The 25,855-nt window shown below is 69.8% G+C and carries 19 protein-coding genes and 1 pseudogene; 7 read left to right on the top strand and 13 right to left on the bottom strand.

From position 1 onward, the window contains the following. Positions 1–68 precede the first annotated feature (68 nt). From ACFU6I_RS39780 to ACFU6I_RS39770, 3 genes are all read right to left on the bottom strand, one after another. Positions 69–905 carry an ABC transporter ATP-binding protein gene (locus ACFU6I_RS39780; protein ID WP_384376663.1) on the bottom strand — a complete coding sequence of 279 codons (837 nt, stop codon included), beginning with the start codon at positions 903–905 and terminating at the stop codon, positions 69–71. After that, a complete protein-coding gene (locus tag ACFU6I_RS39775; protein ID WP_384376660.1) occupies positions 902–1,921 on the bottom strand; it encodes an ABC transporter substrate-binding protein in 1,020 nt (339 codons plus the stop codon). The genes ACFU6I_RS39780 and ACFU6I_RS39775 overlap by 4 nt, the downstream gene beginning before the upstream one ends. A gap of 73 nt (positions 1,922–1,994) precedes the next feature. Then, complete coding sequence (locus tag ACFU6I_RS39770; protein WP_345516433.1) at positions 1,995–2,858, bottom strand: ABC transporter permease; 864 nt, start codon at positions 2,856–2,858, stop codon at positions 1,995–1,997. Between the two features lie 278 nt (positions 2,859–3,136). On the opposite strand from ACFU6I_RS39770, the gene ACFU6I_RS39765 reads away from it, so the two are divergent. Next, entirely contained in the window at positions 3,137–4,165 is a 1,029-nt protein-coding gene (locus ACFU6I_RS39765) for a LacI family DNA-binding transcriptional regulator (RefSeq protein WP_384376672.1), read from the top strand. Between the two features lie 192 nt (positions 4,166–4,357). Here ACFU6I_RS39765 and ACFU6I_RS39760 read toward each other — a convergent pair whose 3' ends face one another. From ACFU6I_RS39760 to ACFU6I_RS39740, 5 genes are all read right to left on the bottom strand, one after another. Then, positions 4,358–6,571: a right-handed parallel beta-helix repeat-containing protein gene (locus tag ACFU6I_RS39760; RefSeq protein ID WP_384376657.1), complete on the bottom strand. Its 2,214-nt coding sequence runs from the start codon at positions 6,569–6,571 to the stop codon at positions 4,358–4,360. Next, a complete protein-coding gene (locus tag ACFU6I_RS39755; protein ID WP_384376654.1) occupies positions 6,568–8,043 on the bottom strand; it encodes a M1 family metallopeptidase in 1,476 nt (491 codons plus the stop codon). Before ACFU6I_RS39755 ends, ACFU6I_RS39760 begins: the two co-directional genes overlap by 4 nt. After that, positions 8,043–9,716: a hypothetical protein gene (locus ACFU6I_RS39750; protein WP_384376651.1), complete on the bottom strand. Its 1,674-nt coding sequence runs from the start codon at positions 9,714–9,716 to the stop codon at positions 8,043–8,045. Before ACFU6I_RS39750 ends, ACFU6I_RS39755 begins: the two co-directional genes overlap by 1 nt. Before the next feature lie 56 nt (positions 9,717–9,772). Then, on the bottom strand, positions 9,773–10,633 hold the full coding sequence (locus ACFU6I_RS39745) for a carbohydrate ABC transporter permease (protein WP_266990298.1): 861 nt from the start codon (positions 10,631–10,633) through the stop codon (positions 9,773–9,775). Positions 10,634–10,721: 88 nt separating this feature from the next. Beyond that, entirely contained in the window at positions 10,722–11,600 is an 879-nt protein-coding gene (locus ACFU6I_RS39740) for an ABC transporter permease subunit (protein ID WP_326793126.1), read from the bottom strand. Positions 11,601–12,083: 483 nt separating this feature from the next. On the opposite strand from ACFU6I_RS39740, the gene ACFU6I_RS39735 reads away from it, so the two are divergent. The 6 genes from ACFU6I_RS39735 (at position 12,084) to ACFU6I_RS39710 (ending at position 21,565) form a co-directional block, all read left to right on the top strand. Beyond that, positions 12,084–13,070: a hydroxyacid dehydrogenase gene (locus tag ACFU6I_RS39735; RefSeq protein WP_384376669.1), complete on the top strand. Its 987-nt coding sequence runs from the start codon at positions 12,084–12,086 to the stop codon at positions 13,068–13,070. Positions 13,071–13,132: 62 nt separating this feature from the next. After that, entirely contained in the window at positions 13,133–14,227 is a 1,095-nt protein-coding gene (locus ACFU6I_RS39730) for a LacI family DNA-binding transcriptional regulator (RefSeq protein ID WP_384376648.1), read from the top strand. 157 nt (positions 14,228–14,384) lie between these two features. Next, complete coding sequence (locus ACFU6I_RS39725; protein WP_384376645.1) at positions 14,385–15,770, top strand: M60 family metallopeptidase; 1,386 nt, start codon at positions 14,385–14,387, stop codon at positions 15,768–15,770. A gap of 20 nt (positions 15,771–15,790) precedes the next feature. Continuing rightward, positions 15,791–18,220: a polysaccharide lyase 8 family protein gene (locus tag ACFU6I_RS39720; protein ID WP_384376642.1), complete on the top strand. Its 2,430-nt coding sequence runs from the start codon at positions 15,791–15,793 to the stop codon at positions 18,218–18,220. A 46-nt stretch (positions 18,221–18,266) separates the two neighbouring features. After that, positions 18,267–19,610 carry a M60 family metallopeptidase gene (locus ACFU6I_RS39715; RefSeq protein ID WP_384376639.1) on the top strand — a complete coding sequence of 448 codons (1,344 nt, stop codon included), beginning with the start codon at positions 18,267–18,269 and terminating at the stop codon, positions 19,608–19,610. Between the two features lie 14 nt (positions 19,611–19,624). After that, a complete protein-coding gene (locus tag ACFU6I_RS39710) occupies positions 19,625–21,565 on the top strand; it encodes a DUF2264 domain-containing protein (RefSeq protein WP_384376636.1) in 1,941 nt (646 codons plus the stop codon). 63 nt (positions 21,566–21,628) lie between these two features. Here ACFU6I_RS39710 and ACFU6I_RS39705 read toward each other — a convergent pair. The 5 genes and pseudogenes from ACFU6I_RS39705 to ACFU6I_RS39685 form a co-directional block, all read right to left on the bottom strand. Then, a pseudogene (locus tag ACFU6I_RS39705) lies at positions 21,629–22,215 on the bottom strand (GAF domain-containing protein). Beyond that, positions 22,212–22,862, bottom strand: coding sequence for an ATP/GTP-binding protein (locus tag ACFU6I_RS39700; RefSeq protein WP_384376633.1), 651 nt, complete (start codon positions 22,860–22,862; stop codon positions 22,212–22,214). The pseudogene ACFU6I_RS39705 and the gene ACFU6I_RS39700 overlap by 4 nt, the downstream one beginning before the upstream one ends. After that, positions 22,840–23,211 (bottom strand): DUF742 domain-containing protein, encoded by a 372-nt coding sequence (locus ACFU6I_RS39695; RefSeq protein WP_384376666.1) that lies wholly within the window; start codon positions 23,209–23,211, stop codon positions 22,840–22,842. Before ACFU6I_RS39695 ends, ACFU6I_RS39700 begins: the two co-directional genes overlap by 23 nt. 2 nt (positions 23,212–23,213) lie before the next feature. After that, a complete protein-coding gene (locus tag ACFU6I_RS39690) occupies positions 23,214–23,648 on the bottom strand; it encodes a roadblock/LC7 domain-containing protein (protein WP_384376630.1) in 435 nt (144 codons plus the stop codon). Positions 23,649–23,655: 7 nt separating this feature from the next. Continuing rightward, entirely contained in the window at positions 23,656–25,530 is a 1,875-nt protein-coding gene (locus tag ACFU6I_RS39685) for an ATP-binding protein (RefSeq protein WP_384376627.1), read from the bottom strand. Positions 25,531–25,855 lie beyond the last annotated feature (325 nt).

Here is a 25,855-nt window from a genome sequence, read left to right as displayed (position 1 = left end):
GGCCCGCACCGGGCGCCTTGCCGTGCGGGCCCCGGCGCCCTCACATGGCGACGGGCGGACCGCCCCGATCAGTCGTGGGCGGACGCCGCGCCGAGCAGATCGCGGATGTGGGCCGCCGCGTCCCGGAATTCCGGGCGGCCCACCGTCTCGCCGTACTCCCGTTCCGCTTCCAGCCCCACCTCGATGATCTCGGTGATGGTGCCGGGCCGTGGGCTCATCACCACCACCCGGTCGGCCAGATAGACCGCCTCCGAGATCGAGTGGGTGACCAGCAGCACGGTGGTGCCGGTCTCCCGCCAGATGCGGTTCAGTTCCATGTTCATCTGTTCACGCGTGAGGGCGTCGAGCGCACCGAACGGCTCGTCCATCAGCAGCACCGGCGGTTCGTGCAGCAACGCGCGGCACAGCGCGACCCGTTGCTGCATCCCGCCGGACAGCTCGTGCGGATACGCGTCCTCGAAACCGCCGAGCCCGGTCATCCGGATCAGCGCGTCGGCCCGGTCGCGCGCCCTGGCCGTGGGCATCTTCCGGATCTCCGCCTGCAGAAGGATGTTCCGGCGCGCGGAACGCCACTCCAGGAGGGCGGCGCGCTGGAACACGTAACCGATGTCGTGCCGTGGGCCCGTGACCTGTTCGCCGCCGAGCCGCACCTCGCCCGATGACGGCTTCAGCAGTCCGGCGACCAGCTTCAGCAGCGTCGACTTGCCACATCCGGACGGTCCGACCAGGGCGACGAACTCGCCCGGAGCCACATCGAGCGAGACCTCGCTCAGGGCGGTGACATCGCGGTTCTTGCCACGGAACCGGACCGAGACGTCCGACACGCCGACGGCCGGGGTGACGGCGCCACGGCCGCTCGCACCGAGCGGGTCCCGGGGCTTCGCGTCCTGCTTCGGCATCGTCATCCCTTCAGCGCCGTCTTCGCGTCCCAGTACTCCGCCACGGACTTGGGCTTGCTGACCATTCCGGCCTCGGCGAAGACGTCGATGGTCTGCTGCCAGTCCGCCTCGTCGTTGACGCCGGGCGCCTTGCCCTCGGTCGACGTGGTGTGCAGCAGCGTGAGCGTCGTCTTGAACTGCTCTGCCAGCACGGTCTTCGGCGGCAGCTGCTCCGACGCCCCGTCCATGGCCGCGACCGCAGGCTCGGGCGCCTTCGCCGCGGCGGCCCATGCCTCGCTGACCGCCTGCACCATGCGACCCGCGAGCTCGGACCTGGAGGCGAGAAGCTTCTGCCCGGCGAGCAGACCGTTGGAGTAGAAGTTCAGCCCGTTCTCGGAGAAGCGCAGATACGAGACGGGTTTCTTGGCCTTCTCCTGCATGGTCGGGCCCTGGTCGCTCGCGTAGCCGAGCAGTCCGTCGGTCTTCCCGGAGATCACCGCGGCGATCTTGCCCGCCGGGTCGGTGTTCTGGACCTTCACCTCCGACTCGTCGATGTTGTTTTTCTTCAGGAAGATCGGGAACGTCTTGGAGAGCGCGTCACCGGCCGTCCCGGCGATCGTCTTCCCCTTCAGATCGGCGGGAGACCCGATGCCCTTGGCGTCGAAGGACTGCACGGACGCGGGGGTGGTCTGCAGGAAGACGCCGAGGCTCTTGACCTGCACCCCCTGGTCGACCGCGGCCAGCAGCGCCGGGGTGTCGGCCCAGCCGAAGTCGGTCTGCCCGGCGGCGGTCGCCTGCACCGTCTTCTGCGAGCCCTGGCCGGCCTGGATCGTCAGGTCGATGCCGTGCTTCTCGAAGATCTTCTGCTGCTTTCCGTAGTAGAACGGCGCGTGTTCGCCGTACGGATACCAGTTGAGCGTCAGCGTGACCTTGTCCAGCTTCTTGCCCGAGTCATCGGTGGATTTCGACGTGTCGTTCCCGCCGCAGGCCGTGGCCAGCAGGACAAGAGGTACGACACCGATCAGGAGTCTGCGCGCGTGCATGGGCTGGCCCTTCTGGCGACGGGGTCCGTGACAGCAATCAATGGGTGGCGCTCGGTACGGGACAAGGCGGCGATCAGTACGAGGTGGTGGCCGGCGCATCGCGGCGGCTGGCGTGCCAGGGGAGCAGGAGCCGCTCGGCGATCTCGACCACGACGAAGAGGACGACGCCGATCAGGGACATCACCAGCAGCCCGGCGAAGAGCATCGGGGTGTCGAGGTTGCCGTTGGCCTGCAGGATCACATAGCCCAGCCCCTCGTTGGCACCCACGAACTCACCGACGACGGCGCCGGTCACGGCCAGGGTGACCGCGACCTTGAGACCGGAGAAGAGATGGGGAAGGGACGCCGGGAAACGGATCTTCAGGAAGGTCTGCCAGGGCTTGGCACCCATCGTCGCCGACAGCTGAAGCATCTCCGGGTCGACCGCTTTGAGTCCCGTGACCATGGAGATCACCACCGGGAAGAAGGCGATCAGAACGGCGATGAGGATCTTCGGCGCGATGCCGAAGCCGAGCCAGACCACGAACAGCGGCGCGATCGCGATCTTCGGTACGACCTGCGCGAACAGCAGAATGGGGTAGAGCGTGCGCTCGACGGTGGAGGAATACACCATGACCACGGCCGCCAGCACGCCGACGGCCACGGCGATCACGAAACCGAGCAACGTCTCGTACGTGGTCACCCAGCTGTGCTGCCAGAGATAACTCGTCTTCCCCGTGAGGACATCGAGCGTCGCACCGGGCGACGGCACGAGATACGACTCCACCAGTTCGGCCGCCGAGATCACCCACCAGACGACGAAGCAGGCCAGCAGCAGGGCCACCGGGCGCCAGCTCTGCTCGGCCGCCCGCGCCAGCCGCTCCCCCGCGGACGGTCCAGCCCGCCGGGCAACTCCCGCCACTTCGGCGGGACTTCTGGTCAACGCGCTCTGGCTCACGGTGAACTCCCTGCACTTCGGGGGCCAGTTGTCGAGAGTTGTGCGATCCTGCAATGACTGAGAAGGCGCTTTCAGAAAGCGCTTTCTGGTAAGGTGCCGCCACGCTAATGACTGCCTGCACGCACGGTCAATAGGTTGTCCTGAAGTTTCGGGGCCCTGCCGCCACCGCGCCCTTGGGGGTCGAGTTGAGTGAACGCGTGACCAGCGGACGGACGACGCGGGACCGTCCGGAAGATCGCCGCGCCGTCGCGGCCACGGCCCATGTCACGCTCGACGCCGTGGCCCGGGAGGCCGGGGTCTCACCGGCCACCGCTTCACGGGCGCTCAACGGTACGGCCACGGTCCGCGACGAGCTCCGACAACGCGTGCACGCGGCGGCGGAACGACTCGGCTACATCCCCAACGCACATGCACAGGTCCTCGCCAGTTCCGCCAACAACCGCACGGTGGGGGTCATCTGTCATGACGTCAGCGACCCTTACTTCGCCGCGATCTCCAGCGGTGTGATGCGCGCGGCTGCGGAACGGGGGCTGCTCGTCATGCTGGCCTCCACGTTCCGGGAGCCGGCGCGGGAGATCAGTTACGTCTCCATGCTGCGGGCCCAGCGCGCGCGGGCGATCCTGCTGATCGGCTCGGGCTTCCAGGACCGCGCGTGGGAGCGGGCCATGGATACCGAACTGGAGCCGTATGTCAGGGCCGGCGGGCGGGTTGCGGTCGTCAGCCGACACCGCAGCCTGCGGGTGGACACCGTACAACCGGAGAACCAGGCGGGGGCGGCTGCGCTGGCCCGGGCACTGGTGGGGCTGGGCCATCGGAGGTTCGCGGTGCTCAGCGGGCCGCCCGAGCTGACGACGGTCTCCGACCGGTTGGCCGGGTTCCGGGAGGGGCTCGCCGAGGCGGGCATCGAGCTCGACCAGGTGGTGGAGGGCGCGTTCACCCGTGACGGCGGGTACGAGGCGGCGCGGCGGCTACTGCTCTCCGCGGCGCGGTCGCCGTCCCGGGCCCGGCCCACGTGTGTCTTCGCGGTGACCGATGTGATGGCGGTCGGGGCGCTGGCGGCGCTGCGGGAGGCGGGGGCGCGGGTGCCGGAGGATGTGTCGCTGGCCGGGTTCGACGACATCCCGCTGGTACGGGAGTTGTCGCCGCCGCTCACGACGGTGGCGCTGCCCCTGACATCGATGGGCGAGAACGCGATCGCGCTGGCGCTGCGGGAGGTGGGGGCCGGGAGGCGGGCCCGGGTGGTGCGGGTGGAGGGTGAGGTGGTGTTGCGGGGCAGTACGGGAGTGCCGGGGGGTGGGTTGCGGTGACCGGGCGCGTCGGGGCCGCTTCGTTCTCCTTCACCGGACGGGCTTGACAGCGTCGGCCCCGGGCCGTCCGGCGGTCGCGGCCGGAGGTAACCACCAGGAGTCCGTCAGGACCGGGGAGAACGCGGGCATGAAGGTGCCGGACGGGCCAGGGCCCGTCCGGCATGGTGGATCACCTGCGGTGAAACCGCAGACCTACGGGTGGATCAGGACCTGGGACAGAGCCACGCGGCCCGTTCCCGACACGGCGATCTTCACCGTACGGGTCCTGCTGTCCAGGTTCAGGACCGTCGGGCGCAGTGCCTTGCCGCTGACGTGGACCGTGCCGTCGTCCGTGATGACGTCGAAGTCAGCTGTCGTGGTCGACGAGTTGTTCCAGATCTCGATCTGGCGGACATGCTTCGTCGCGCCCAGGTCGACCTGCCACCAGGCACCCGCCTCGGACAGCGTCCGGGTGTCCGTGTTGGTGTCGGCGTCGAGGGCGAGCGCCGCACCCGCCGTGCCCTCGGTCGAGGACTGGGTTGCGGTGCCCGTGCGTGCCAGGTCGGTGCGGAGCTGTTCGACGGGGCCGCCGTGGGCGCCGGCCCGTGCGGCGACGGCGAGGGCGTCGGCCGGCAGCCGGTCCAGGCCGGTCCAGTTGTCCGTCATGACGGACCCCGTTCCACCGAGCACGGGCGCCGCGGTGTCGGTCCAGTTGCCGCGGGCGGTGTTCTGGATGCCGTAGTCCGCCCAGTTGGAGACCCACTTGTAGCCGATACGGGTGATGACGTTGTTCTCGACGGTGATGTACGAGGACTGCTCGTCGAGGTAGATGCCGTTGCCGTCACGCTCGGTATTGCCGAAGGCGGAGCGGTTGATGTAGTTGCCGGAGACCACGGTGCCGGGCTGGGCACCCTGGGTGTAGATCGCGCCGCCGTCGTGCTGCTGGTGGGCGACCTCCATGACGTTCGTGATCCGGTTGTTCGTCACCTTGTTGTCGCGCAGCACGGACTTCCGCGACTCGGGCTGGTTCCAGCCCCAGCCGACCGAGATCCCGGAGTACGGCAGGTGGTCGATGCTGTTGTGGTCGACGGTCAGCTCGGCCTCGTAACCGGCCCAGATGCCGACCGCGTCGGTGTACTCGACTCCGGAGCGGGTGATCGTGTTGTACGCGATCGTGTTCCGCTCCCCCGCGAGTGCCGCCGAGGGCATCGGCTCGGTGTCTCCCACGTACACCGCACCCGAGGAGAGGTCGGTGAACGTGGAACGGGTCAGGGAGCTGTCCTTGGTGCCTGCTTCGAGCGTCGCGCCCGCCCCGCCGAGGTGGCTGAACCGCGCGTTCTCGATGGAGATGTGCTGTCCGCCGCGGACGGTGACCGCGGCGGACGGCTTGGTGTAGAAGCGGCCCGCATGGTCGACGGGGCCGGTGGCTCCGGTCAGGGTGAGACCGGCCTGCATGCCCGCGTAGCCCTCGTCGGTGCCGGGCTGGCGGTACGCCGCATACGCGAAGCCGATCCCGCTGACGGTGACGTCGTGGGCGCCGTCGACGACGAGCAGCTGTTCGGTGTGCGGAGTGATGGCCTGCGCGCGGCGCATGTCCTCGCCCTTGCGCGGCAGGTAGGTGACGGTACGGGCCTCCGAGTTCCAGACGAACTCGCCCGGTTGGTCGAGGAGTTCGGGGGCGTTCTCGAAGAAGGCGACGCCGCTGTAACGAGTGGAGTCGACCGTCGTGGTGTCCCAGGCGGGTCCGGTGCGGTTGGTACCGCTCGCGGAGTTCGTCCAGCAGGGCTGGGCGAAGGTGAGCAGGTCGCCGCTGACGCCCGCGATCCGGCAGTGGTAGTTGCGCCAGCGGACCCGGATGACGGCCTCGGCGTCCGTGGGGCGCTGCCAGTCGGCGATGCCGGTGGCCTTCGCACCTGTCATGCCGGTCTTCGTGGCGTCGCAGACGCTCGCCGCGCAGGCCTCGCCCCGGGCGCGGGTGGCACGCTTGCCGTCGACGAAGAGCTGACGCGGGGTGACACCGGCCGGGGCTTCGGCGGTCCAGGTGCCGTCGGTGTTCTGCGTCCATCCGGTGAGGGTGCGGCCGCCGGACAGGACGGGGCGCGCGTCGGGAGCCGCGGTCCAGGTGACGGTGTGTCCGTCCGTGCCGGAGTCGTCGGCGCCCAGCCGCAGCGGGGCGTCGAGGTGGTACGTGCCGCCCTTGAGGAGGATGCGGATGTCGCGGCCGGTCTCGGTGCGCGCCTGGTCGCGGGCACCTTCCGGTGAACACGGGCGGGCGACGGTACACGAGGTGCCGTGCCCGTCGGGTGCCGCGTACAGGGTGCGGGCACCGGGTGCGGCCTGGGCGATCGGGGCGGCGACGAGGGCGGCGAGAGCCGCGGCGGTGATGGCTGCGGCGGTTCCTCGTATGACGTTCATCGGGCGGTTCATGCGGCGGCCTTCCAGTCGGGGTGTCCGGGCATGGGCGGGTTCACGGCTCCGAAGAGCCAGTCGCGCAGGAACGGGTCGAGGGATGCGTCGCCGGTGATCTTGACGGTGTGGGCGATGAACTCCTCGCTGGTGTAGGTGGAGTCCTTGAACCGCTTGACCCACTCCCGCATGACCTGGTCGAACTTCTGCTGACCGATCTGGAGGTTGAGGGCGTACAGGACGAGCGCGCCGCCGTCGTAGATGTTGGTGCCGCCGAGCGCCTTGGGCCGTCCGGGCGGGCCGTCGGCGGCGCGGACCGCGTCGAGCTTCTCGTACGTGGCCTTCATCTTGTCCGCGAAGACCGACCAGCCGCGCTCCTCGCCGTACAACCCGGCGTAGTACACGGCGGGGCCCTCGTTGAGCCATGCCTGCTGCCAGTCGTTCGGAGTGACGGAGTCGCCGAACCACTGGTGGGTAAGCTCGTGGACCATGGTGGTCTCGTAGCCCGGCTGACCGTTGGCGTTGAGCTTGAACCAGTTGGTGGAGAAGAGGGAGAGGGTCTGGTTCTCCAGGGCGTCGGTGTAGCCGTCGTAGATGTGGAGGCCGTACACGGAGAAGGGGTAGCGGCCGAACTTCTCCTCCAGCCAGGCCAGATGGTCGGCGGTACGGGCGACGATCGGGCCGTACTTGTCCTCCTGCCCCTGCGGGACGATGTGCCGCAGCGGCAGTCCACGGTGGCTGGTGCCGTACAGATAGGTGCCCTTGACGACGGCGATGCCGATGAGCTCGGTCGCCATCCGCTCCCGCAGGGCGAAGTGCCAGACGGTGGAGCCGTCGGCGCGCGAGGTCCTGTCGAGCAGTTCGCCGTTGGCGGTCGCGACATAGCCCTGCGGCGCGCTGATGTGGAAGGTCCAGGTGGCCTTGTCGGACGGGGTGTCGTTGCAGGGCAGGAACGTGTCGGCGCGGGAGGACTGGGCGGCCGAGGCGAAACCGCCGTCGGTGCCGAACTTCCAGCCGGTGAGGCCGAGTCGGGGTGCCTTGCCGTTGCCGTGGTACCGGATCTCGACCGTGAACGGCTGCCCGTCGTGCAACGCTCGGGCGGGGGTGACGGTGAGTTCCTGACCGCTCTTGCCGGCCGACAGTGCCCAGGTCGCGGTGCGCCCGGCGACGGTGACGGAGTCGATGGTGTGCCCGTCGGTGTCCAGGTTGAACGCGGACAGGTCCTGGGTCGCCCTGGCATTGATCTTCACGACGGCGGTGAAGTCGTACGTCACCGGGGTGAAGTCGAAGGTCAGGTCGTAGTGGACGACCTGGTAGCCGCCGTTGCCGAGGGTCGGGAAGAGCGGGTCGCCGACGCCGTCGGAGCCGGGGACGGGGTCGAAGCCGAGGCCGCGGGCACTGGCGGGCGGGCCGAGGACGGGTACGGCGACCGCTGCCGCGACGGCTGCGCCGCCGAGCCGGAGCGCGGACCGCCTGCTGGTGGGAGAGCTCATCACTTTTTGCCCTTCTGGAATGCCTCTTCGAACTCGCCACGGGCCTGCTCGCCGCCCTTGGCCAGGTAGTCCTTGACCAGCTGGTCGTAGGCCGACATCGGCTTGCGGCCGGCGATGATGTCCTTCAGGGCGTCGCCCTTCAGCGTGCCGAGGCTCCCGGAGCCCTTGGAATCCCACGTGGGCGAGGAGTACTGGAGGGTCGGGTCCGGCACCATCATCGGGATCATCTTGGTGAACGCGTCATGGACGTGACGGACGCCCTGCTCGGAGTCGGCGCTGAAGATCGCGGGGACGGCGGAGGCCGCGAACTTCCAGGGCACGGTGACATCCTGGGTGCCCTGCTTGGTGAGGGCCGGGTTGCCCTTGTCGTCACGGGTGAAGTCGGTGCCCTCGACGCCGTAGTTGATCAGCGTGTACTCCTCGCTGCCGAACGGGGAGGCGGCGAAGTCGGCGAAGGCGAGGATCTGCTTCACCCGGTCCCCGGACGCCTTCTTGACGTGCGTGTTCTGCAGGGCGACGTTGTCCATCCACGTGACGGCGTCCTTGCCGAACGGGACGAACGGGCGCGGGTCGTACTTCGTGTCGATCGCCTTCATCGCGGCGATGTAGCCGACGCCGGGCGCCAGATAGGTGGGCATGCCGTCATAGACGTACGCGCCCTTGCCGTTCTTGAACATGTCCGTGTACTGGGCCTTCTGCGCCCCGGACATCTGGAGGGTGCCGGGGTAGTAACAGCCCGCCTTGTACAGGTTCCGGGCGGTCTCGACGGCCTGCCGGTACTCGGGAGTCTCCAGGTCCACGGTGAACTTGCCGGTCTTGGCGTCCAACCGCCAGCCGCCCGGCGCGCCCGCGGACATGGCGAGCATCGTGGTGGCACCCGCGATGATCGCGTACTGGTCCTTCTTGGGCCGGGTGAGCTCCTTGCAGAGCTCGATGAACCGGTCGAGGTCCGTGATCTGGCCCAGGTCCGTGACGCCCGCCTCCGCGAAGAGGTCGTGGCGGTAGAAGCCGGCGCCGCCGGTGCCGGTACGGGCGATCGGCAGACCGTAGAGCTTCCCGCCGAAGATGGCGGCCTGCCAGGCACCCTTCGGGATCGCGGCCAGGTTCGGGTAGTCCTTGATCTTGTCCCCGGCGAGGAAGGGCGTCAGATCGGCACATGTGGCCTGGAGGAAGGCGGCCTTGTTGTCGACGCCACCGGACTCCGGGTACATGAACAGGTCCGGCAGGCTGTCGCTCGCGACCATCGTGGAGAACTTGGTGCCGTAGTCGTCGGCGGGGACGGCGGTGATGTCCACCCGGCCGCCGAGGAGCTTCTCGATCTGCTGCCAGGCGGCGTTCTTGCCGCGTGCGGGCGGCGGCGGGGAGAACGTCTCCATCGTCGCGCTGATCGGCTTGGCCCCCTTCAGCGGGGTGCCCTTCGTGGCCCGCAACGGCTTGGCCGGGTAGCTGAAGAAGCCCTGCGGGACACCGGTGGTGGTGCCCTGGAGGTCGGGCTTGAGGCCGATGTTGCGGACCGCGGAGTTCGGGAGCAGCGAGGCGCTCTTGGCCTCCGCCTTGGCGGCCGTGCCACCGTCGCCGCAGGCGGCGAGCAGCGGAGCGGCGGCCAGACCGAGACCGACGCCCGCGCCCAGGCGGAACAGCGATCTGCGGTTGATGGGGGTGGAGCTCGACACCTGGAATCTCCTTGGGAGAGAAGGGAAGGGAAGTGCAGGGGGTGGCGGAGTGGCGGTCAGCCCTTGATGGCGCCGGTGAGCACGCCCTTGGTGAAGTAGCGCTGGAGGAACGGGTAGACGCAGAGGATCGGTACGACAGCGATCACCAGGACCGCCATCTGGACGGCCTGCTGCGGGGCGAGGACCTCGCCGGCCGAGGCGGCGTTCAGGCTCTGGCCCTGAAGGACATAGGTGCGCAGGACCATGGGCAGCGGCCATTTGTCCGAGTCGCCCAGGTACAGGAGCGAGTTGAAGAAGGCGTTCCAGTACGTCACCGCGTAGAAGAGGCTGATCACGGCGAGGACGGCCTTGGAGAGTGGCAGGACGATCCGTACGAGGACGCGGAAGTCGCCGGCCCCGTCGACCTTCGCCGCGTCGTACAGCTCTTCGGGCAGGTTCATGAAGAAGGACCGCAGGACGACCAGGTTGAAGGCACTGACCAGAGTGGGCATGACGAGCGCCGCGTACGTGTCGTACAGCCCAAGTCCCTTGACCAGGAGGAAGTTGGGAATGATGCCCGCGTTGAAGAGCATGGTGAACAGGGCCGTCATCAGGATGAAGCGGGATCCGGTGACATCGCGGCGGGAGAGGCCGTACGCCATGCCCACGGTGACGAGCAGGCTGGCGAGGGTGCCGAACACCGTGATGCCGAGGCTGACCACGAGCGCCCGGGTGACGACTCCGCCCGTGAAGATGGTGCGGTAGGCGTCCAGGGTGGGGTGATCGGGCCACAGGACCAGTCCGGAACTGCGGATGATGTCGGTCTGCGAGGCGAAGCTCGTGCCGATGACCCCGAGCAGCGGATAGGCGACGGCGGCGACCACGACGACAATGGCGAGGCCCTTGGCGGCCTGCCCGACGCGGGTCGGCTTCTCCATCCACGGCGGGCGGCCGTCGGACTGCTTCTTGCTACGGGGAGACTTCTTCGCCGGCGTCGTGGTGGGTACGGACGTGGCGGGCGGCTTCTCAGCGGTCAGCACCGCGGTACACCCCTTCGTGGCCGAGGCGGTGGGCGAACTTGTTCGCGCCCAGGACGAGTGCGGTGCCGATGACCGCCTTGACGAGTCCGACGGCGGCGGCGACGCCCCAGTCGTTGTCCTTGATGCCGTGGTAGTAGACGTATGTGTCGAGGACCTCACCGGCGTCCGGGCCGACCGCGTCGCGCTGGAGCAGGATCTGCTCGAAACCGACGGACAGGATCTGCCCGAGGTTGAGGATCAGGAGAAGGATCAGGACCGGTGCGATGCCGGGAAGAGTGACGTGCCACAGGCGGCGCCTGGGACCGGCGCCGTCGATCGCCGCGGCCTCGTACTGGCCCTTGTCGATGCCGAGCAGCGCCGCGAGGATGATGATCGTGCCCCAGCCGGCGTCCTTCCAGGCCACCTGAAGGGTCAGCAGCCAGGGGAAGGCGTCGGGGTCGCTCATCATGTCGTAGCGCGGCAGCCCCATGCCCCCGAGGACATCGGGCAACAGCCCGGCCCCGCCCAGGATCTGTTGGAAGATCGAGACGATGATGACCCAGCCGATGAAGTGCGGCAGGTAGACGACGCTCTGCACGAAGCGCCGGATCCGTTCGCTGACGATGCTGTTGAGCAGCAGGGCGAGGGCCACCGGGATCGGGAAGAAGAACACCAGCTGGATGAGGGCGATCTCCAGGGTGTTGAGGGTCGCGGACCAGAAGGCCGGCTCGCCGAACGCGGTGGTGAAGTTGGCGAAGCCCACCCAGGCGCTGTGCATGTAGCCGAGGTACGGCTGGTAGTCCTGGAAGGCCACGACGTAGCCGAGCAGCGGAACGTAGTGGAAGACGATGAAGTACAGCAGGCCCGGAAGGGTCAGCAGCAGCATCACCCGGTCCCGCTTGATCCGCTGCCAGACGGTCAGCCTGCTCTGCGGGAGAACGGCCCGGGTCGACGAAGACGACGACGTCGCAGTCCTCTCTTGCCGTTTTGACCGCTTTTCCCGAGGCAGCGGGGGTGCTGTTTCAGCCATGGTGCGTCCTGTTCGGCCGGTTGGCGCGTGGTGAGCCTTCTGCGGCGGCAAGTTAGTAAGCGGTTAACCCCAGCGTCAAGAGATCTGAAGAAACGGCTGCGTTACGCGGAGCCCTCACGATCAAATCCTGAGGGATGAGTCACTAAATTGACCACAAAACGGGATAGTTGACCGAGGGTCATGCTTGACGGTCGGGCCTCGATGTACCTAGCGTGCCGGTCATTCCATAGAACACGCTTACTGTCCGGAGGCAGGGTGCGAACCACCGAAGAGGCACCGGCTCATTCCGCCACCGACGCCGCGGAACTGCCCCCGAGGCGGCCGCGCACGGTCCTGGTCATGAGCCCCGGACTGCTCGACGACGTCTTCCCACCACCCGTACGGACCCGGCTGGAGGAGGCTGCTGATCTCCTCGTCCCGTCCGCGGTCAGAGATTTCGACACACCGGAGGCCGCCGCGGCGCTGGCCTCGGCCGAGGTCCTGCTCACCGGCTGGGGCTGCCCGCCCGTCGACACGGCCCTGCTGGGCCGGGCCCCACAGCTCCGCGCCGTGATCCACGCGGCCGGCACGGTGAAGACCTTTCTGTCGCAGACGGCGTTCGACCACGGGATCGTGGTCTCCTCGGCCGCGGCGGCCAACGCCGTACCGGTCGCCGAGTACACCCTGGCCGCGATCATCATGGGCGCGAAGCGGGTGTTCCCGCTGGCCGGTCTCTTCCGCACCCGCCGGACCCACCGCACCGGCGCCGATCTCGACCGGCAGCACTGGCTCGGTACACACGGACTGACCATCGGCGTCATCGGCGCGTCCCGGATCGGCCGCCGGGTCATCGAACTGCTCGGGATACTCGATGCCGAGGTGCTGCTCTACGACCCGTACGTCGACGCCGACGAGGCCGGAAGGCTCGGGGTCACCCCGACCGATCTGGACACCCTGGTGGCGACCAGCGATGTCGTCACCGTGCACGCGCCCGACACCCCTGAGACCCGTGGGCTGCTCGACGCGCGCAGGATCGGCCTGATGCGCCCCGGCACCCTGCTCGTCAACACCGCGCGCGGCCCCCTCGTGGACACCGAGGCACTCACCGAGCACCTGGTCAGCGGCCGGCTGGACGCGGTTCTGGACGTCACATTCCCCGAGCCCCTGCCGGACGGTCACCCCCTGTGGGACCTGCCGAACGTCTTCCTCACCCCGCACCTGGCGGGCGCGCAGGGCAATGAGGTGGGGCGGCTCGGCGCGCTCGCCGTCGACGAGCTGGTGCGGTACGCACAGGGCACGCCGTTCACCCATCCGGTCCACCGGGCCGACCTGGGGAGGATCGCGTGAACCCCACCCGTGCCCAGGCTCTAGGCTCGGCGTCACACAACAGTCACCAGGGGGTGAGCCGGATGCGCCGGCAGAGCACGGCCGCGGACGGACCGCGCAGGGCGACCGTCACGGATGTGGCCCGGCGGGCCGGCGTCTCGACCGCCACGGTCTCGCGCGTCATGAACCGCAACTACCCGGTCGCGGAGGCGACCAGGGAGCGGGTCGAGGCCGCGATGCGCGAGCTCGGCTATGTCGTGAACGCGCACGCCCGCGCCCTTGCCGGTGCCTCCGGCCGCACCGTCGGCATCATCGTCAACGAGCTCATCGACCCGTTCTACGCGTACATCGCCCGGGGTGTGGAGCGGGAGGCCGCGCTCGGCGGGCGGCTCTGTCTGGTGTGCTGCGCCCAGGGCGACCCCCAGCGCGAGTTGGCCTTCGTCGAGCTGATGCACGAGCGCAGGGCCGACGCGGTGATCGTGGTGGGCGGCAGCGTCGCCGACCGCGGCTACACCTCGGAGCTGGCCCGCCGGGCCCGCGAGCTGGACGCCGGCGGATCGAAGCTCGTGCTGTGCGGCAGGCCGCCCCTGGGCGAGCAGGCACCGACGGCCGCGGTCGAGTACGACAACGAGGGCGGCGCCTTCGCCATCACCGACCATCTGCTGATGCAGGGGCACGAACGGATCCTCTACCTGGGCGGCCCGCCGAAGCTCTCCACCACCCGAGACCGGCTGGCCGGGCACCGGCGGGCCCTGGAGCTGCGCGGGGTGACACCGGACCCGGAGCTGGCCCAGCCCGGCACCTTCAGCCGGAACTTCGGCTACCGGAGGATGGCGGAACTGCTGCGGGACGGGCCGGACTTCACCGCCGTCTTCGCCGCCAACGACATCGTGGCGGCGGGCGCCGCCCAGGCTCTGGAGGAGGCCGGGGTGCGGGTACCCGAGGACATCTCCCTGGTGGGGTACGACGACATTCCGGTCGCCCAGGAGCTACGACCGCGGCTGACCACCGTTCATGTACCGCTGGAGGAGATGGGACGTCAGGCCGTGCGGCTGGCCGTCGGCGGTGGGGACGAGGACGACTGGCGCGAGCCGACCACGGGCGCCCTACGACTCGGCACGCACATCGTGGTACGCGATTCCGTCGCGCCCCGGTCCGGTCGGCCCACCCGGATGTGACCGGTTACTGCGCCACTGCCCGTAGTTGACCATAGTAAATAACAGTAACTTCCTGAGCCCTCTTGCGGCTCGATAGCAACCGCTTACATGCTGACGGCGAGCTCCACTCGTTCCGCACGCTTCCGCCCCTCAATTGTTTCTGCAGGGAGAGTTCCGCATGCGTCAGTCCCCTTTCTCCGCCGTCACGCCTCCGGCCGTCGCCTCCGCCCCCGTCGGCCGCCGTTCGGTTCTCGCCGCCGCGGCCGGCGTCGGAGCAGCAGTCGCGCTTGGCACCACCGCCCCCTCCGCCCGGGCAGCCGGTACCGCTGCCGCGGACACCGCACAGCCGGTCAAGGTGAGCGTGACCGCGCGGCCCGCCGCCGAGGCGGAGCGGCTGCGGCTCGGACAGGCCCTGCGCGGCTCCGAGTTCCAGCCCACCGGCCTGTACGTCCCGGCCGCCACCCCGCTCTCGTTCACCGTCCAGCCGAACGACGGCCTGGTACCCACGCTCTGGATCGGTGCGTGGGACTACTACGGCGAGATCACCGAGCCCCGCAGCTACCCACTGACGGCCGGCGCGAACACCGTGACCGACCCGCACGGCGGCCCCGTCTATCTGACCCTGACGGGGGACGGCGAGCGGGCCGGTGTGGTCTTCCGCTCCGGCGCCGTCCCGATGCCGGTCTTCACACTGGGCCGCACCTCCGAGGCCGACTACCAGCACCAGCTCGACACGCTTACCGCCTCGCCGTACGTCGAACTCCACGCCCCGCACACGATCATGACGCTCACCCGCGAGGGCGCGCTCCTGTACCGCGGTGAGGACCATGCGGCGCTGCTCGAACTGGTCGAGACGATCATCGACTCGCACGCCCGGATCAGCGGGCTCGACGGTTCGAAGCCGGTGCACCGGCGCAAGGCGGGGCCGTACCACTTCACCGAGGTCAGCAAGGTGCCGACCGGCGTCGGCGCGTACGCCACGCACGGCTACAACGGCTTCCCCCGCGCCTATCTCGACCGGGCCACCACGGTGGAGGGGCTGCGGACCCGCGGCTGGGGGCTGTATCACGAACTCGGCCATCTTCACCAGCAGATGGCGTACAAGCCGGGCGGTCTGACCGAGGTCACGGTCAACATCTACTCGCTGGCCGCGCAGCGCACCCTGAAGCAGCCGTCCAACCTCCTCACGGTCGATCCGAAGACCGGGCTCACCTATTTCCGGTCCGCGCAGCTCAAGTTCGGCACGGCGGGGCTGACGTACGAGAAGTCCTTCGGCGCGTACGAGAAGCTCGTCCCGCTCCGCCAGCTGGAGCTCGCCTTCGGCGACGACTTCTGGCCGCGCATGCACAAGCTGGTGCGCGAGGAGAACCCGCAGTCGGACTACACGGAGACCGACAAGCGCTACCGGGCGCTCGCCACGTATGCCAGCCGGGTCTCCGGCTACGACCTCACGGACTTCTTCGTGAACACCTGGGCGTTCCCGATCGACGCCGTCGGCAAGGCGGAACTGGCCGCGCTGAACCTGCCGAAGCCGCCCGTCGACCCGAGCACCCTCACGGACTGACCGCAGCGAAAGGAGACACCATGAACCTCAGCAGACGCACCCTGCTCGCCGCGACGGGCGCCACCGCGGCCGTCGCGGCCACCTCCGCCACGACACTCGTCGCCACGGCCGGCGCCGCACAGGCGCAGCCCGTGGCGGCCGGCGGGACCACCGGCACCGTGGGTTTCGACGCGCTCCTCCAGCGCGCCGAAACCCTCCTGACCGGCGGCGCGTTCGACTCGTCCGACCCCGACGTCGTCGCGGCGGTCGCCACTCTGGACACCGCGGCGAAGGAGCTCTGGGAGACCCTCGACCGCAGCGCAGGGCGGACCGCCCTCTGGCCGGATCTCTCCCCGGTCACCGACCCCGGCAACTTCGGCCAGAGCTACACCCGGCTCCGTACGCTCGCGACCGCCTGGGCCACCCCCGGCACCTCACTGGCCGGCGGCGCCGAAACGGCGGACGCCCTCGTCGCCGCGCTGCGCTTCACCTACGACACGGCGTACAACCCGGCCAAGCGTGAGACCGGCAACTGGTGGTTCTGGGAGATCGGCGCCCCACGGGCGCTGATGGACTGCTCCGTGCTGCTGCGTGGGCGCCTGCCCGCAACCGACCTGACGGACTATCTGGCGGTGGTCGACCGGTTCTGCCCGAACGCGGACCGCCGCACCAACTCCCCCACGCTGGCCGAGACCGGCGCCAACCGCACCGACAAGGCCGTCATCGTCGCGCTGCGCGGACTGCTGGGACAGGACGCGGCCAAGCTGGCATCGGCCCGTGACGCGCTCTCCGACGTGCGCGACTCCGGACGCAACAGCCTGTTCCGGTACACGGGTTCGGGTGACGGTTTCTACGAGGACGGGTCGTTCGTCCAGCACGACGTGGTCGCGTACACGGGTACGTACGGCACGGTTCTGCTCGGCGGCACCGCCTATCTGCTGTCCCTGCTCGCCGGCTCCGAGTGGGCGGTCGCCGACCCGCAGGTCTCCGTGATGTACGAGGCGGTCGAGCGGACCTTCTCGCCGATGGTCTTCGACGGGCTGATGATGGACGCGGTACGTGGCCGGGCGATCTCCCGGGAGCGCGCCGGTGACCACCGGGACGGTGCGGCGACCGTCGCAGCGATCCTGCTCCTGGCGACCGGCGCACCCGCCGCGTACGCGGACCGCTGGCGCGCGCTGGCCAAGGGCTGGCTGACCCGCAACCGCATCACCCCGTTCACGGCTCTCGCCACCCTTCCCCAACTGGCCCTCGCCAAGGCCGTGCTGGGCGACCGGAGCATTCCCGCCGGGGCGCGCACGACCGGTCACTTCGTCTTCGCCGACATGGACCGGGTGGTGCACCGCCAGCCCCGCTGGGCCTGCACACTGTCGTTGTCGTCGAAGCGGATCTCGGCCTACGAGGCCGGCAACGGCGAGAATCTGCACGGCTGGTACACCGGCGACGGCATGACATATCTGTACGACGACGACCTGGGGCAGTTCAACAACGGCTTCTGGCCGACCGTCGACCCGTACCGGCTGCCCGGCACCACGGTCGACACGAGGAAGCGCACCGATCTCGGCACGGGCGCCGGCACATCCACCTACCGTCCGACGAACGCCGTCGCGGGCGGAGCGGTGCTCCACGACCGGTACGGTGCTTCGGCAATGGAGCTCATCGGTCCCTCGGGCAGCACCCTGCGGGCCAGGAAATCCTGGTTCCTGCTCGACAATGCGGTGATCGCGCTCGGCGCGGGCATCACCGCGAGCGACGGGCGCACGATCGAGACGGTCGTCGAGAACCGCAATCTCGGCACCGACGGGACGCAGCGGCTGACGGTCGACGGCGTCCCGCAGCCGACGGACCAGGGCTGGACCAAGGAGTTCGGCCACGCCCGGTGGGCGCATGTCGACGGCGTCGGCGGCTATGTCTTCCCCGACACCACTGCTCTCCAGGCGCTGCGCGAGGAGCGGACCGGAACCTGGCGGGCACTCAACACCGGGGCGGACACCGGCGGCAGCACCGATCCGGTCACCCGCCGCTATGTGACACTCTGGGTCGATCACGGTGTCTCCCCCACCGATGCGGGCTACGCCTATGTCCTGCTGCCCGGCGCGTCCGCGGTCGCGACAGCCGTCTGGTCGCAGTCGCGTCCGGTCCGGATCGTCGCCAACGACGCCACCGCGCAGGCCGTGGAGGTTCGCAGGCAGGGGCTGACCGCGGTGAACTTCTGGGCAGCGGCCACCGCCGCCGGGATCACCGCATCCGGGCCGGCCTCGGTACTGGTCCAGCGCAGGGACGAACAACTCACCGTCGCCGTCGCCGACCCGAGCCGCACGCAGACCACGGTCACGGTGGAACTGCCCTTCCCGGTGAGCAGGGTGGTCACGGCCGACCCGACCGTGTCCGTGACACCCGGCCGTCGCCCCGTCCTCACCGTCACGGTCGGTGGATCGCGCGGTCACACGCACACCGCCACCCTCTCCTGAACAGGCACCTGCGACCGGTCTTCCCCTCCTTTCCCAGGGAGTACGCATGCACGCTTCCCCCGCCTCGTCCCCGTTCAGCCGCCGCAGTGCCCTCGCCGTCCTGGCGGGCGCGGGTGCCGCGACCCTGCTGGGCTCCGGGACCGCCTCGGCCCGCCCCGGTACCACCACCGTCCGCGCCACGGCATTCCCCTCGGCGGAGACCGAGCGGCTGCGCCTGGCCACCACGTACCGCGGCAGTGACTTCATCACGACCCAGCAGTACGCCCCGGCCGGCGCCACCCTCACCGTCAAGGTGCGGGCACCTCACGGGGTCCTGCCGACCCTGCACATCGGCACATACGACAACCACCACGACGTGGTGGCACAACGGGCCCCGCGCGACCACACCCTGACTGCGGGTATCAACACGCTCACCGACCCCTACGGCGGACCCGTCTATCTCCGCTTCGCCGGACAGGGTGAGCGCGCCGAAGTGACCTTCCTCTCCGGTGCCGTGAACCTGCCGACGTTCACCCTCGGCGAGACCACGGAGTCCGAGTTCCAGGCGCGGGTGGACGCGGCCGACGACTCCGGATACGTCGAACTGACCTCGCCGCACGCGATCATCACCGTCACCCGGGACAGCTTCCTCGCCCACCGGGACGAGGACCATGACGCGCTGATGCGTCTCGTCGAGAGCCTGGTCGCCTCGCATGCGAAGGTCAGCGGGCTCGACGGCTCCCGCCCGCTGCACCGCCGCAAGGCGGGCCCCTACCAGTTCAACGAGGTGTCGAAGGTTCCCGCCGGTGTCGGGGCCTATGCCACCCACTACTACAACGCCTTCCCCGCCGCGTATCTCGACCGGCTGATCACCGTCGAAGGCGTCAAGAACCGGGGCTGGGGTTTCTACCACGAACTCGGGCATCTGCACCAGCAGTTCGCCTACCGGCCGGCCGGCCTGACCGAGGTCTCGGTCAACATCTACTCGCTGGCCGCGCAGCGTGTCTTCGGCCAGACCTCCAATCTGCTGACCGTCAACACCACCACCGGGCTGAACTGGTTCCAGACGGCGCTGCCCAAACTCGGCACCCCCGGCCTGAGCTTCGCCACCTCCTTCGGCGCGTACGAGAAACTCGTCTCGCTGCGCCAGCTCGAACTCGCCTTCGGCACCGGCATCTGGCCGCGACTGCACAGGCTGATCCGGGAGGAGAACCCGCAGTCCGACTGGCAGACCCAGGACGCCCTGCGCTGGTCGAACTTCGCCACCTGCACGAGCCGGATCACTGGTTACGATCTCACCGACTTCTACGTCGACAAGTGGGCGTACCCGATCGACGCGGACGGCAAGGCCGCCCTCGCCGCGCTCAACCTGCCCACACCACCCGTAGACCCGTCGACCCTGACGGACTGAGGAGCACCGCCCGCATGACCCCGCCCTTCCTGCACCTCCCCCCGACCGACCGGCTGCTGTCCTCGCGGACCGGGTGGACGCGCGCACACTGGGAGGCCTCGGCCGACCGCATGCTCGACGCGCTCGTCCCTTACGCCACACCGGGCTTCGCGCAGTACCGGCTGCCCGGCCGGGCCAGCTGGTCGGGTGTGGTGTCGGACGGGCTCGAAGGATACGCGCGCTCCTTCCTGATGGCGGCCTTCCGCATCGCCGGAGCCCGCGGGGACGTCGATCCGAAACTGATCGAACGCTACGCGCAGGGTCTGGCCACAGGCACGGACCCGGCCTCCACCGAGGCCTGGCCCAGGCTCACCGACTGCTCGCAGCAGATGGTCGAGGCCGCCTCGATCGCCGTCGGTCTGCATGAGACCCGCCCCTGGATCTGGGACAAGCTGGACACCCGGGTCCAGGAGCGGGTCGTCGACTGGTTCTCCGGCTTCGTCGGCGGCCGCACCTGGGACAACAACTGGCGTCTCTTCCAGGTGGTGTCCGAGCAGTTCCTCGCCTCGGTGGGCGCCCCCTACAGCCGCTCCGACATCGAGAGCAATCTGGACAGAATCGAGGACTGGTACGTCGGGGACGGCTGGTACACCGACGGGGACGGCCGGAACTTCGACTACTACATCGGCTGGGCCATGCATCTCTATCCGCTGCTCTGGTCGCGGATGGCGGGCCCGGACGACGACGGCGGCAGGACCGAGGTCTACCGGCAGCGCCTCTCCCGATTCCTGCAGGACTATCCGTACTTCTTCGGCTCCGACGGTGCGCCGGTCCACCAGGGGCGCTCACTGACGTACCGGTTCGCGGCGCTCGCACCGGTCTGGATGGGGGCGCTGGCCGACTGCACGCCGCTCGCACCCGGACTCACACGCAGGCTCGCGTCGGGCACCCTGCGGCACTTCGTGGAGCGCGGCGTCCCGGACGAGCGGGGGCTGTTGACCCTAGGCTGGTACGACACGTTCCTGCCGAGCACCCAGCCGTACTCCGGTCCCGCTTCCCCGTACTGGGCGAGCAAGGGCTTCCTCGGCCTGCTGCTCCCGGCGGACCACCCGGTGTGGACGGAGCGGGAACTCCCGCTCCCCGTCGAGGAGTCCGACCAGTACACCGCGCTGCCCGCGCCGGGATGGCTGCTGCACGCCACACGGCACGACGGCATCGTCCGACTGATCAACCACGGCAGCGACCACAACCCGCCCGCTGTCACCGACGACACCACGGGAGCGGACACGGGCGAGGAGGACCCTCACTACGCGAAGCTCGCCTATTCGACCGCGACCGCACCCGAGTCCGCGCCGCACGCCGTGACACGCGCCGTCGACGGCCATCTGGCACTCCTCGCTCCGGACGGCACCCCGTCACGGCGGCGCAGGATCCATCCGCTGCGTTGTGAGGACCGCGTCGCCTCGTCCTGGTACGCGGCCCGGCTGCCCCGCGACGACCGCGCGTACCGTATCGAGACCACGAGTGTGCTGCACGGCCCGTGGGAGATCCGGGTGCACCGGGTCGAGGCGCCGGAGGGTGCGACGGTGCGGGAGGGCGGACATGCGGTCGCGCACGCCGAGCGGCCGTTCTCCTCGTCGGGACCCGGCTGGGCGCTGACGCGTACCGCCGACGGTCTGACCAGTGCCGTGGTCGCCCTGTACGGCTGGGACGCCGCGGCGGACGGGACGCCCGAGGAGGCAGCGGAAGGGGCCGGCGTCGCACGGGACGTGCAGTCCAACGCGTACGGGCCGCACTCCGCGATCCCGTATCTTCGGAGCGACCGTCATCCGGGCGGGCGGAGCATCCATGTCTCGCTGGTCGCGCTGTCCCGCGACACCGTCCATCCGCAGGCACTGCGTGAATCGGTGGCAGTGCGGGCCGATGACGAATCGGTGGTGCTGACCTTCCTGGACGGCACGACGGTCGAGGTCTGAGCGCGGGCGGTTCCGGGCACGGGCGGCGGCTCGCACACGTGCGAGGCGCGGGCGGCATGACGGTCAGGGCGCGACGGTGCCGTTGTCCTCCCGTCGATGGATGTGGCCGATGAGTTCCTGCGCCAGGGACTTGATCGTGTCGAGACCGGCCCGCCCCCAGGGGCGGGGCACGGTGTCGACGGCGCAGACCGCCCCCAGCGCGATGCCCGTACGGTCGATGAGCGGCGCCCCGGACAGGAACGGATGCCTATGCCGTCGACGACCGGATTGCCGGCGAATCTCGGGTAGTCGCAGACGTCCTCCAGGACGAGCGCCCTCCGTCGTGCGACGACGTGCGGGCAGTAGCCGTGATCGAGGGCCACGTACCGCCCGCCACGGCCGCTGCCCGCGGCCATCGCGCCCAGGTGGGAACCGGTGTGCGTACCGGTCGGCGTGTGCAGTCCGGCGAAGAACTGCCGGTTCCCGTCGATGAAGTTGACCATGGAGTAAGGAACATCGGCTGTCTCGGCCACCTTGTCCGGGAACGCGTCGAAACTGTCGAACGATCCACCGGCCCGTTCCCCGAGCCCGAGCGTCCGAAGCCGCTGGGCCCGGACGGGGGCATCGCGGTCGACGGGGGTCAGCAGCCGGCCGCCGGTGCGTCCGTTCACGGGTGGGCTCCCAGGGTGGAGAGCGGGGCGGGGTCGGAGGTGGCGTTGATCAGATACTGGACCAGAGTGACCAGCGCTCCGGTGCCCGAGTTCGCGATCCTGGCGTCACAGGCGATGACCGGCACCTCGGGCGGAAGGTCGAGCGCGGCCCGTACCTCGTCGGGGCCGTAGCGGTAGGCGCCGTCGAACTCGTTGACCGCGACGATGAATCCGAGACCGCGCCGCTCGAAGAAGTCGACTGCCGGGAAGCACTCCTCGAGCCGCCGGGTGTCGGCGAGCACGACCGCTCCCAGCGCACCCTGGGAGAGCTCGTCCCACATGAACCAGAAGCGCTCCTGGCCCGGGGTGCCGAACAGATAGAGCACGTGCTGCTCGTCGAGGGTGATGCGGCCGAAGTCCATGGCGACCGTCGTGGCGGTCTTCGACTCGATACCCTCCAGGCTGTCGGTCGCCGCACTGACTTGGGTCAGCAGCTCCTCCGTGCTCAGCGGTGCGATCTCGCTGACGGCGCCCACGAACGTCGTCTTGCCGACGCCGAAGCCGCCCGCCACCAGGACCTTGAGCGCGACGGGGAAGCACTCGGGGCCCCCGGGGACGTCGCCTCCGCCCGAGATGCCGAAGCCGTCAGAGCTGTCGTCGTAAGCCATCGAGCACTGCCTCCAGCAGAGATCGGTCGGTGGGCATGTCGTGGAAGGCGGGCGGGTGCGCGGTGACTGCGCCGCAGTCGACCAGATCGGAGACGAGCACCTTGGTGACGACTGCGGGCAGTCGCAGATGTGCGGCGATCTCGGCCACCGACGTGGGTCCGCCGCACAGCCCGAGCGCCACGGAGTGCTCGGGGCCGAGATGCGTCTGCGGATCGGTGCCGGTGGCCCTCACCAGGGAGAGCAGATCGAGCACTGCGGTCGGACGGGTGCGGCCGTTGCTCACGGTGTACGGACGGATGAGCCGGCCCGCCGCGTCGTCGAGCAACGGCCGGTCGTGCGGGGCCGACACTCTCACAGCCCCGCGATGCTCGGTGCCCCGGCCGCTTGTCTGGCCGGGGTGTGCAGATTCGGCCGGACGCTCTTGACCAGCATCGTCATCTCGTAGCCGAGCACCGCGGCATCTGCCTCGCGTCCGGCGAGGACAGCGAGGCAGGTGCCGGAACCGGCGGTGGAGACGAAGAGCAACGTCGAGTCGAGCTCCACCACCACCTGCCGGACCTCCCCGTTGTCCCCGAAGCGCGCCCCGGCGCTGCGGCCGAGGGAGTACAGACCTGCGGCCAGCGCCGCCATGTGGTCGGCGCTGTCCGCGTCCATGCCGTGGAGGGACTTCACCAGCCCGTCGGCGGAGAGCAGGACCGCGCTGCGCGTGTACGGCACACGCTGTACCAGCCCGCTCAGCAGCCAGTCGAGGTCCGCGACCTGACCGGACGGCGTATCGGTCGTCATCGTGCATCTACTCCTTCAAGGTATTCGTATCGAGGGGGTCCGGTTCGGGAGGGAGCGAGAAGGCGGTCGCGGTGGTTCCCCGGACCGGCAGCGGTTCGAGGGGTTGCCGGGCCGCCGGTCCGGACGCGTCGGGGGCGCCGTCCGGGGCCTGTGCGAAGTCGGCGTCCCCTTCGCTCCGGGCCTCTGCGAGCTCGATGCCCCGCCGGAACGACGCCACCAGCCCCGGATCGTGCAGGGGGGTTTCTTCGTCCTCGGCACGGGGGGCGGGAGCCTCGCGCAGCTGCGGAACCAGGTGTTCCTGGTGGGCGCGCCTGGGGAGTTGGGGCCGGCCCATGGTGCCGCGCACGGTTCCGGGCTCCGGCTGGATGGCCAAAAGCGCGTCGTCCGGGCTCTGGATGCCGGGTCGGGCGTCGGCGGGGGTGGGCCGGGTGACACGCTCGGCGCGCAGTGGCAGCGGCGGCCCCTCACCCTGGCTTCGCGGCGGCTGGGGCGTTTGGTGCAGGCGGAGCGGCTGACTGGGCACCTGGGCCTGCCGGTTCGGGGCCGGGCTCAGTTTCCGCTGCTGCGCGGTGTCGTCCTCGGCCGGTGGCCGGTGCACTGGTCCGGGCGGCGGGACCGGGACGGCGTCGGCCGTGGTGGGTGCGTCGGGGTCGACGCCGAGCAGGGACTGCGGGAGTACCAGTACGGCCTGGGTGCCGCCGTAGATGTTGCTCTGCAGCCGAACCACGATGCCGTGCCTGCGGGCCAGCGACGCGACGACGAAGAGCCCGATCCGGCCGTCCTGGAGCAGATGGGCGACATTGACCTGGTCGGGGTCGGCGAGCAGGGCGTTCATCCGCTTCTGCTCGTTGCCCGGCATGCCGAGCCCCCGGTCCTCGACCTCCAGGGCCAGCCCGGCGGTGACGTGCTGGGCCCGCAGCAGCACCTGGGTGTGCGGGGCGGAGAAGACGGTGGCGTTCTCGACGAGTTCGGCCAGCAGATGGATCACATCGGCCACGGCGTGACCGCGCAGGGTGCCGTCGATCGGCGGCACCAGTTTGACCCGCGGATACTGCTCGACCTCGGCGATCGCCGAGCGCAGCACCTCGGTCGTGGTGACCGGGTTGCTCCACTGGCGCCGGGAGACGGCTCCCCCGAGTACGGCGAGGTTCTCGGCGTGCCTGCGGATGCGGGTGGCGAGGTGATCGACTTGGAAGAGGCCCTTGAGGAGATCGGGGTCCTCGACCTCGTGCTCCAGTTCGTCGAGCAGCTGGATCTCCCGGTGGACGAGCGACTGCAGGCGGCGGGCGAGATTGACGAAGACCTCGACCCGCTGTTCCTCGCCGGAGTTGTTGCTGAGCCGGGCTGCCTGGACGACGGCGGCGACGGCCCCTTCGTGCGACCGGCCCATTTCCTGGGCGAGCAGGTCGAAGGCGTCGCTGCCGGGGGCGACGGGCCGCGGGGGGCGCCGCGCGGGCACCGGCCCTCCGTTGCGGAGCTGGTCCACCAGCCGCTGCAGGTCGGCCTGGCCCTGGGCACTGGCACGGCGAAGCGCCAGGCAGCGGCCGAGGACGGTGGTCGTGACCCGGTTGGCGCCGAGGAATGCGGCGACCACGGCGGCGACGGCCAGCACCCCGGATCCACCCAGCGCGGTCCAGAGCTGGATGGTCGGGCGGGCACCTGTGGAACGGATGGTGAAGATGACGGCTGCGGCACCGCTCAGCACCGCGGCGATGGCCGGGAGCAGGGCGGTACGCAGGATCTGTGGGCGCATGCGGGCGTCGGGAGATGGCTGTGCGGCGCGCGGCCTGGCCGCGGCCGAGTGGGAGCGGGCAACCGGTCGGCCGTGCCGCGCGCCCTCTCGGCGTTCCGGTCGCGCTTCAGGTGCGCGAAGTTGAGACATCAGCGTCCTCGGTACATGGGGCACCAGGAATCGGCGTTCATGCGGTGGCACCTACGGTGGTCGGTCAGGCTCGGGTCAACGCTTGGGCATGCTCGAACGGCATGAGCCCAGCGTTGATCACCGGCCACACACAGTAGTCGCCAATGAGGCTCCCGCGACGGGGAGTTGTCAAACTTGCCCGCCATCCGTCCCGCTCTGGTATGAGCTCTCGCACAAGAGACCGATAACGCCGCATTGACACGGGTCGCCCGGCAGCCTGACATCCGGGTGCGACGGACCGACGGACGCAGGCGAACGGCCCGGACCGACCGGGCCTGCCGGTCGG

Origin of the sequence: Streptomyces sp. NPDC057486 (assembly GCF_042802415.1) — a bacterium.
Taxonomy (GTDB): Bacteria; Actinomycetota; Actinomycetes; order Streptomycetales; family Streptomycetaceae; genus Streptomyces; species Streptomyces yanii.
This window is presented reverse-complemented; position numbering and strand designations above follow the sequence as displayed.

Coding starts and splice junctions, on each gene's coding strand:
- ACFU6I_RS39780 (WP_384376663.1), bottom strand. CDS start 905: ATGACGATGCCGAAGCAGGACGCGAAGCCCCGGGACCCGCTCGGTGCG.
- ACFU6I_RS39775 (WP_384376660.1), bottom strand. CDS start 1,921: ATGCACGCGCGCAGACTCCTGATCGGTGTCGTACCTCTTGTCCTGCTG.
- ACFU6I_RS39760 (WP_384376657.1), bottom strand. CDS start 6,571: ATGAACCGCCCGATGAACGTCATACGAGGAACCGCCGCAGCCATCACC.
- ACFU6I_RS39755 (WP_384376654.1), bottom strand. CDS start 8,043: ATGAGCTCTCCCACCAGCAGGCGGTCCGCGCTCCGGCTCGGCGGCGCA.
- ACFU6I_RS39745 (WP_266990298.1), bottom strand. CDS start 10,633: ATGGAGAAGCCGACCCGCGTCGGGCAGGCCGCCAAGGGCCTCGCCATT.
- ACFU6I_RS39740 (WP_326793126.1), bottom strand. CDS start 11,600: ATGCTGCTGCTGACCCTTCCGGGCCTGCTGTACTTCATCGTCTTCCAC.
- ACFU6I_RS39735 (WP_384376669.1), top strand. CDS start 12,084: ATGAGCCCCGGACTGCTCGACGACGTCTTCCCACCACCCGTACGGACC.
- ACFU6I_RS39730 (WP_384376648.1), top strand. CDS start 13,133: ATGCGCCGGCAGAGCACGGCCGCGGACGGACCGCGCAGGGCGACCGTC.
- ACFU6I_RS39725 (WP_384376645.1), top strand. CDS start 14,385: ATGCGTCAGTCCCCTTTCTCCGCCGTCACGCCTCCGGCCGTCGCCTCC.
- ACFU6I_RS39720 (WP_384376642.1), top strand. CDS start 15,791: ATGAACCTCAGCAGACGCACCCTGCTCGCCGCGACGGGCGCCACCGCG.
- ACFU6I_RS39715 (WP_384376639.1), top strand. CDS start 18,267: ATGCACGCTTCCCCCGCCTCGTCCCCGTTCAGCCGCCGCAGTGCCCTC.
- ACFU6I_RS39710 (WP_384376636.1), top strand. CDS start 19,625: ATGACCCCGCCCTTCCTGCACCTCCCCCCGACCGACCGGCTGCTGTCC.
- ACFU6I_RS39700 (WP_384376633.1), bottom strand. CDS start 22,862: ATGGCTTACGACGACAGCTCTGACGGCTTCGGCATCTCGGGCGGAGGC.
- ACFU6I_RS39690 (WP_384376630.1), bottom strand. CDS start 23,648: ATGACGACCGATACGCCGTCCGGTCAGGTCGCGGACCTCGACTGGCTG.
- ACFU6I_RS39685 (WP_384376627.1), bottom strand. CDS start 25,530: ATGTCTCAACTTCGCGCACCTGAAGCGCGACCGGAACGCCGAGAGGGC.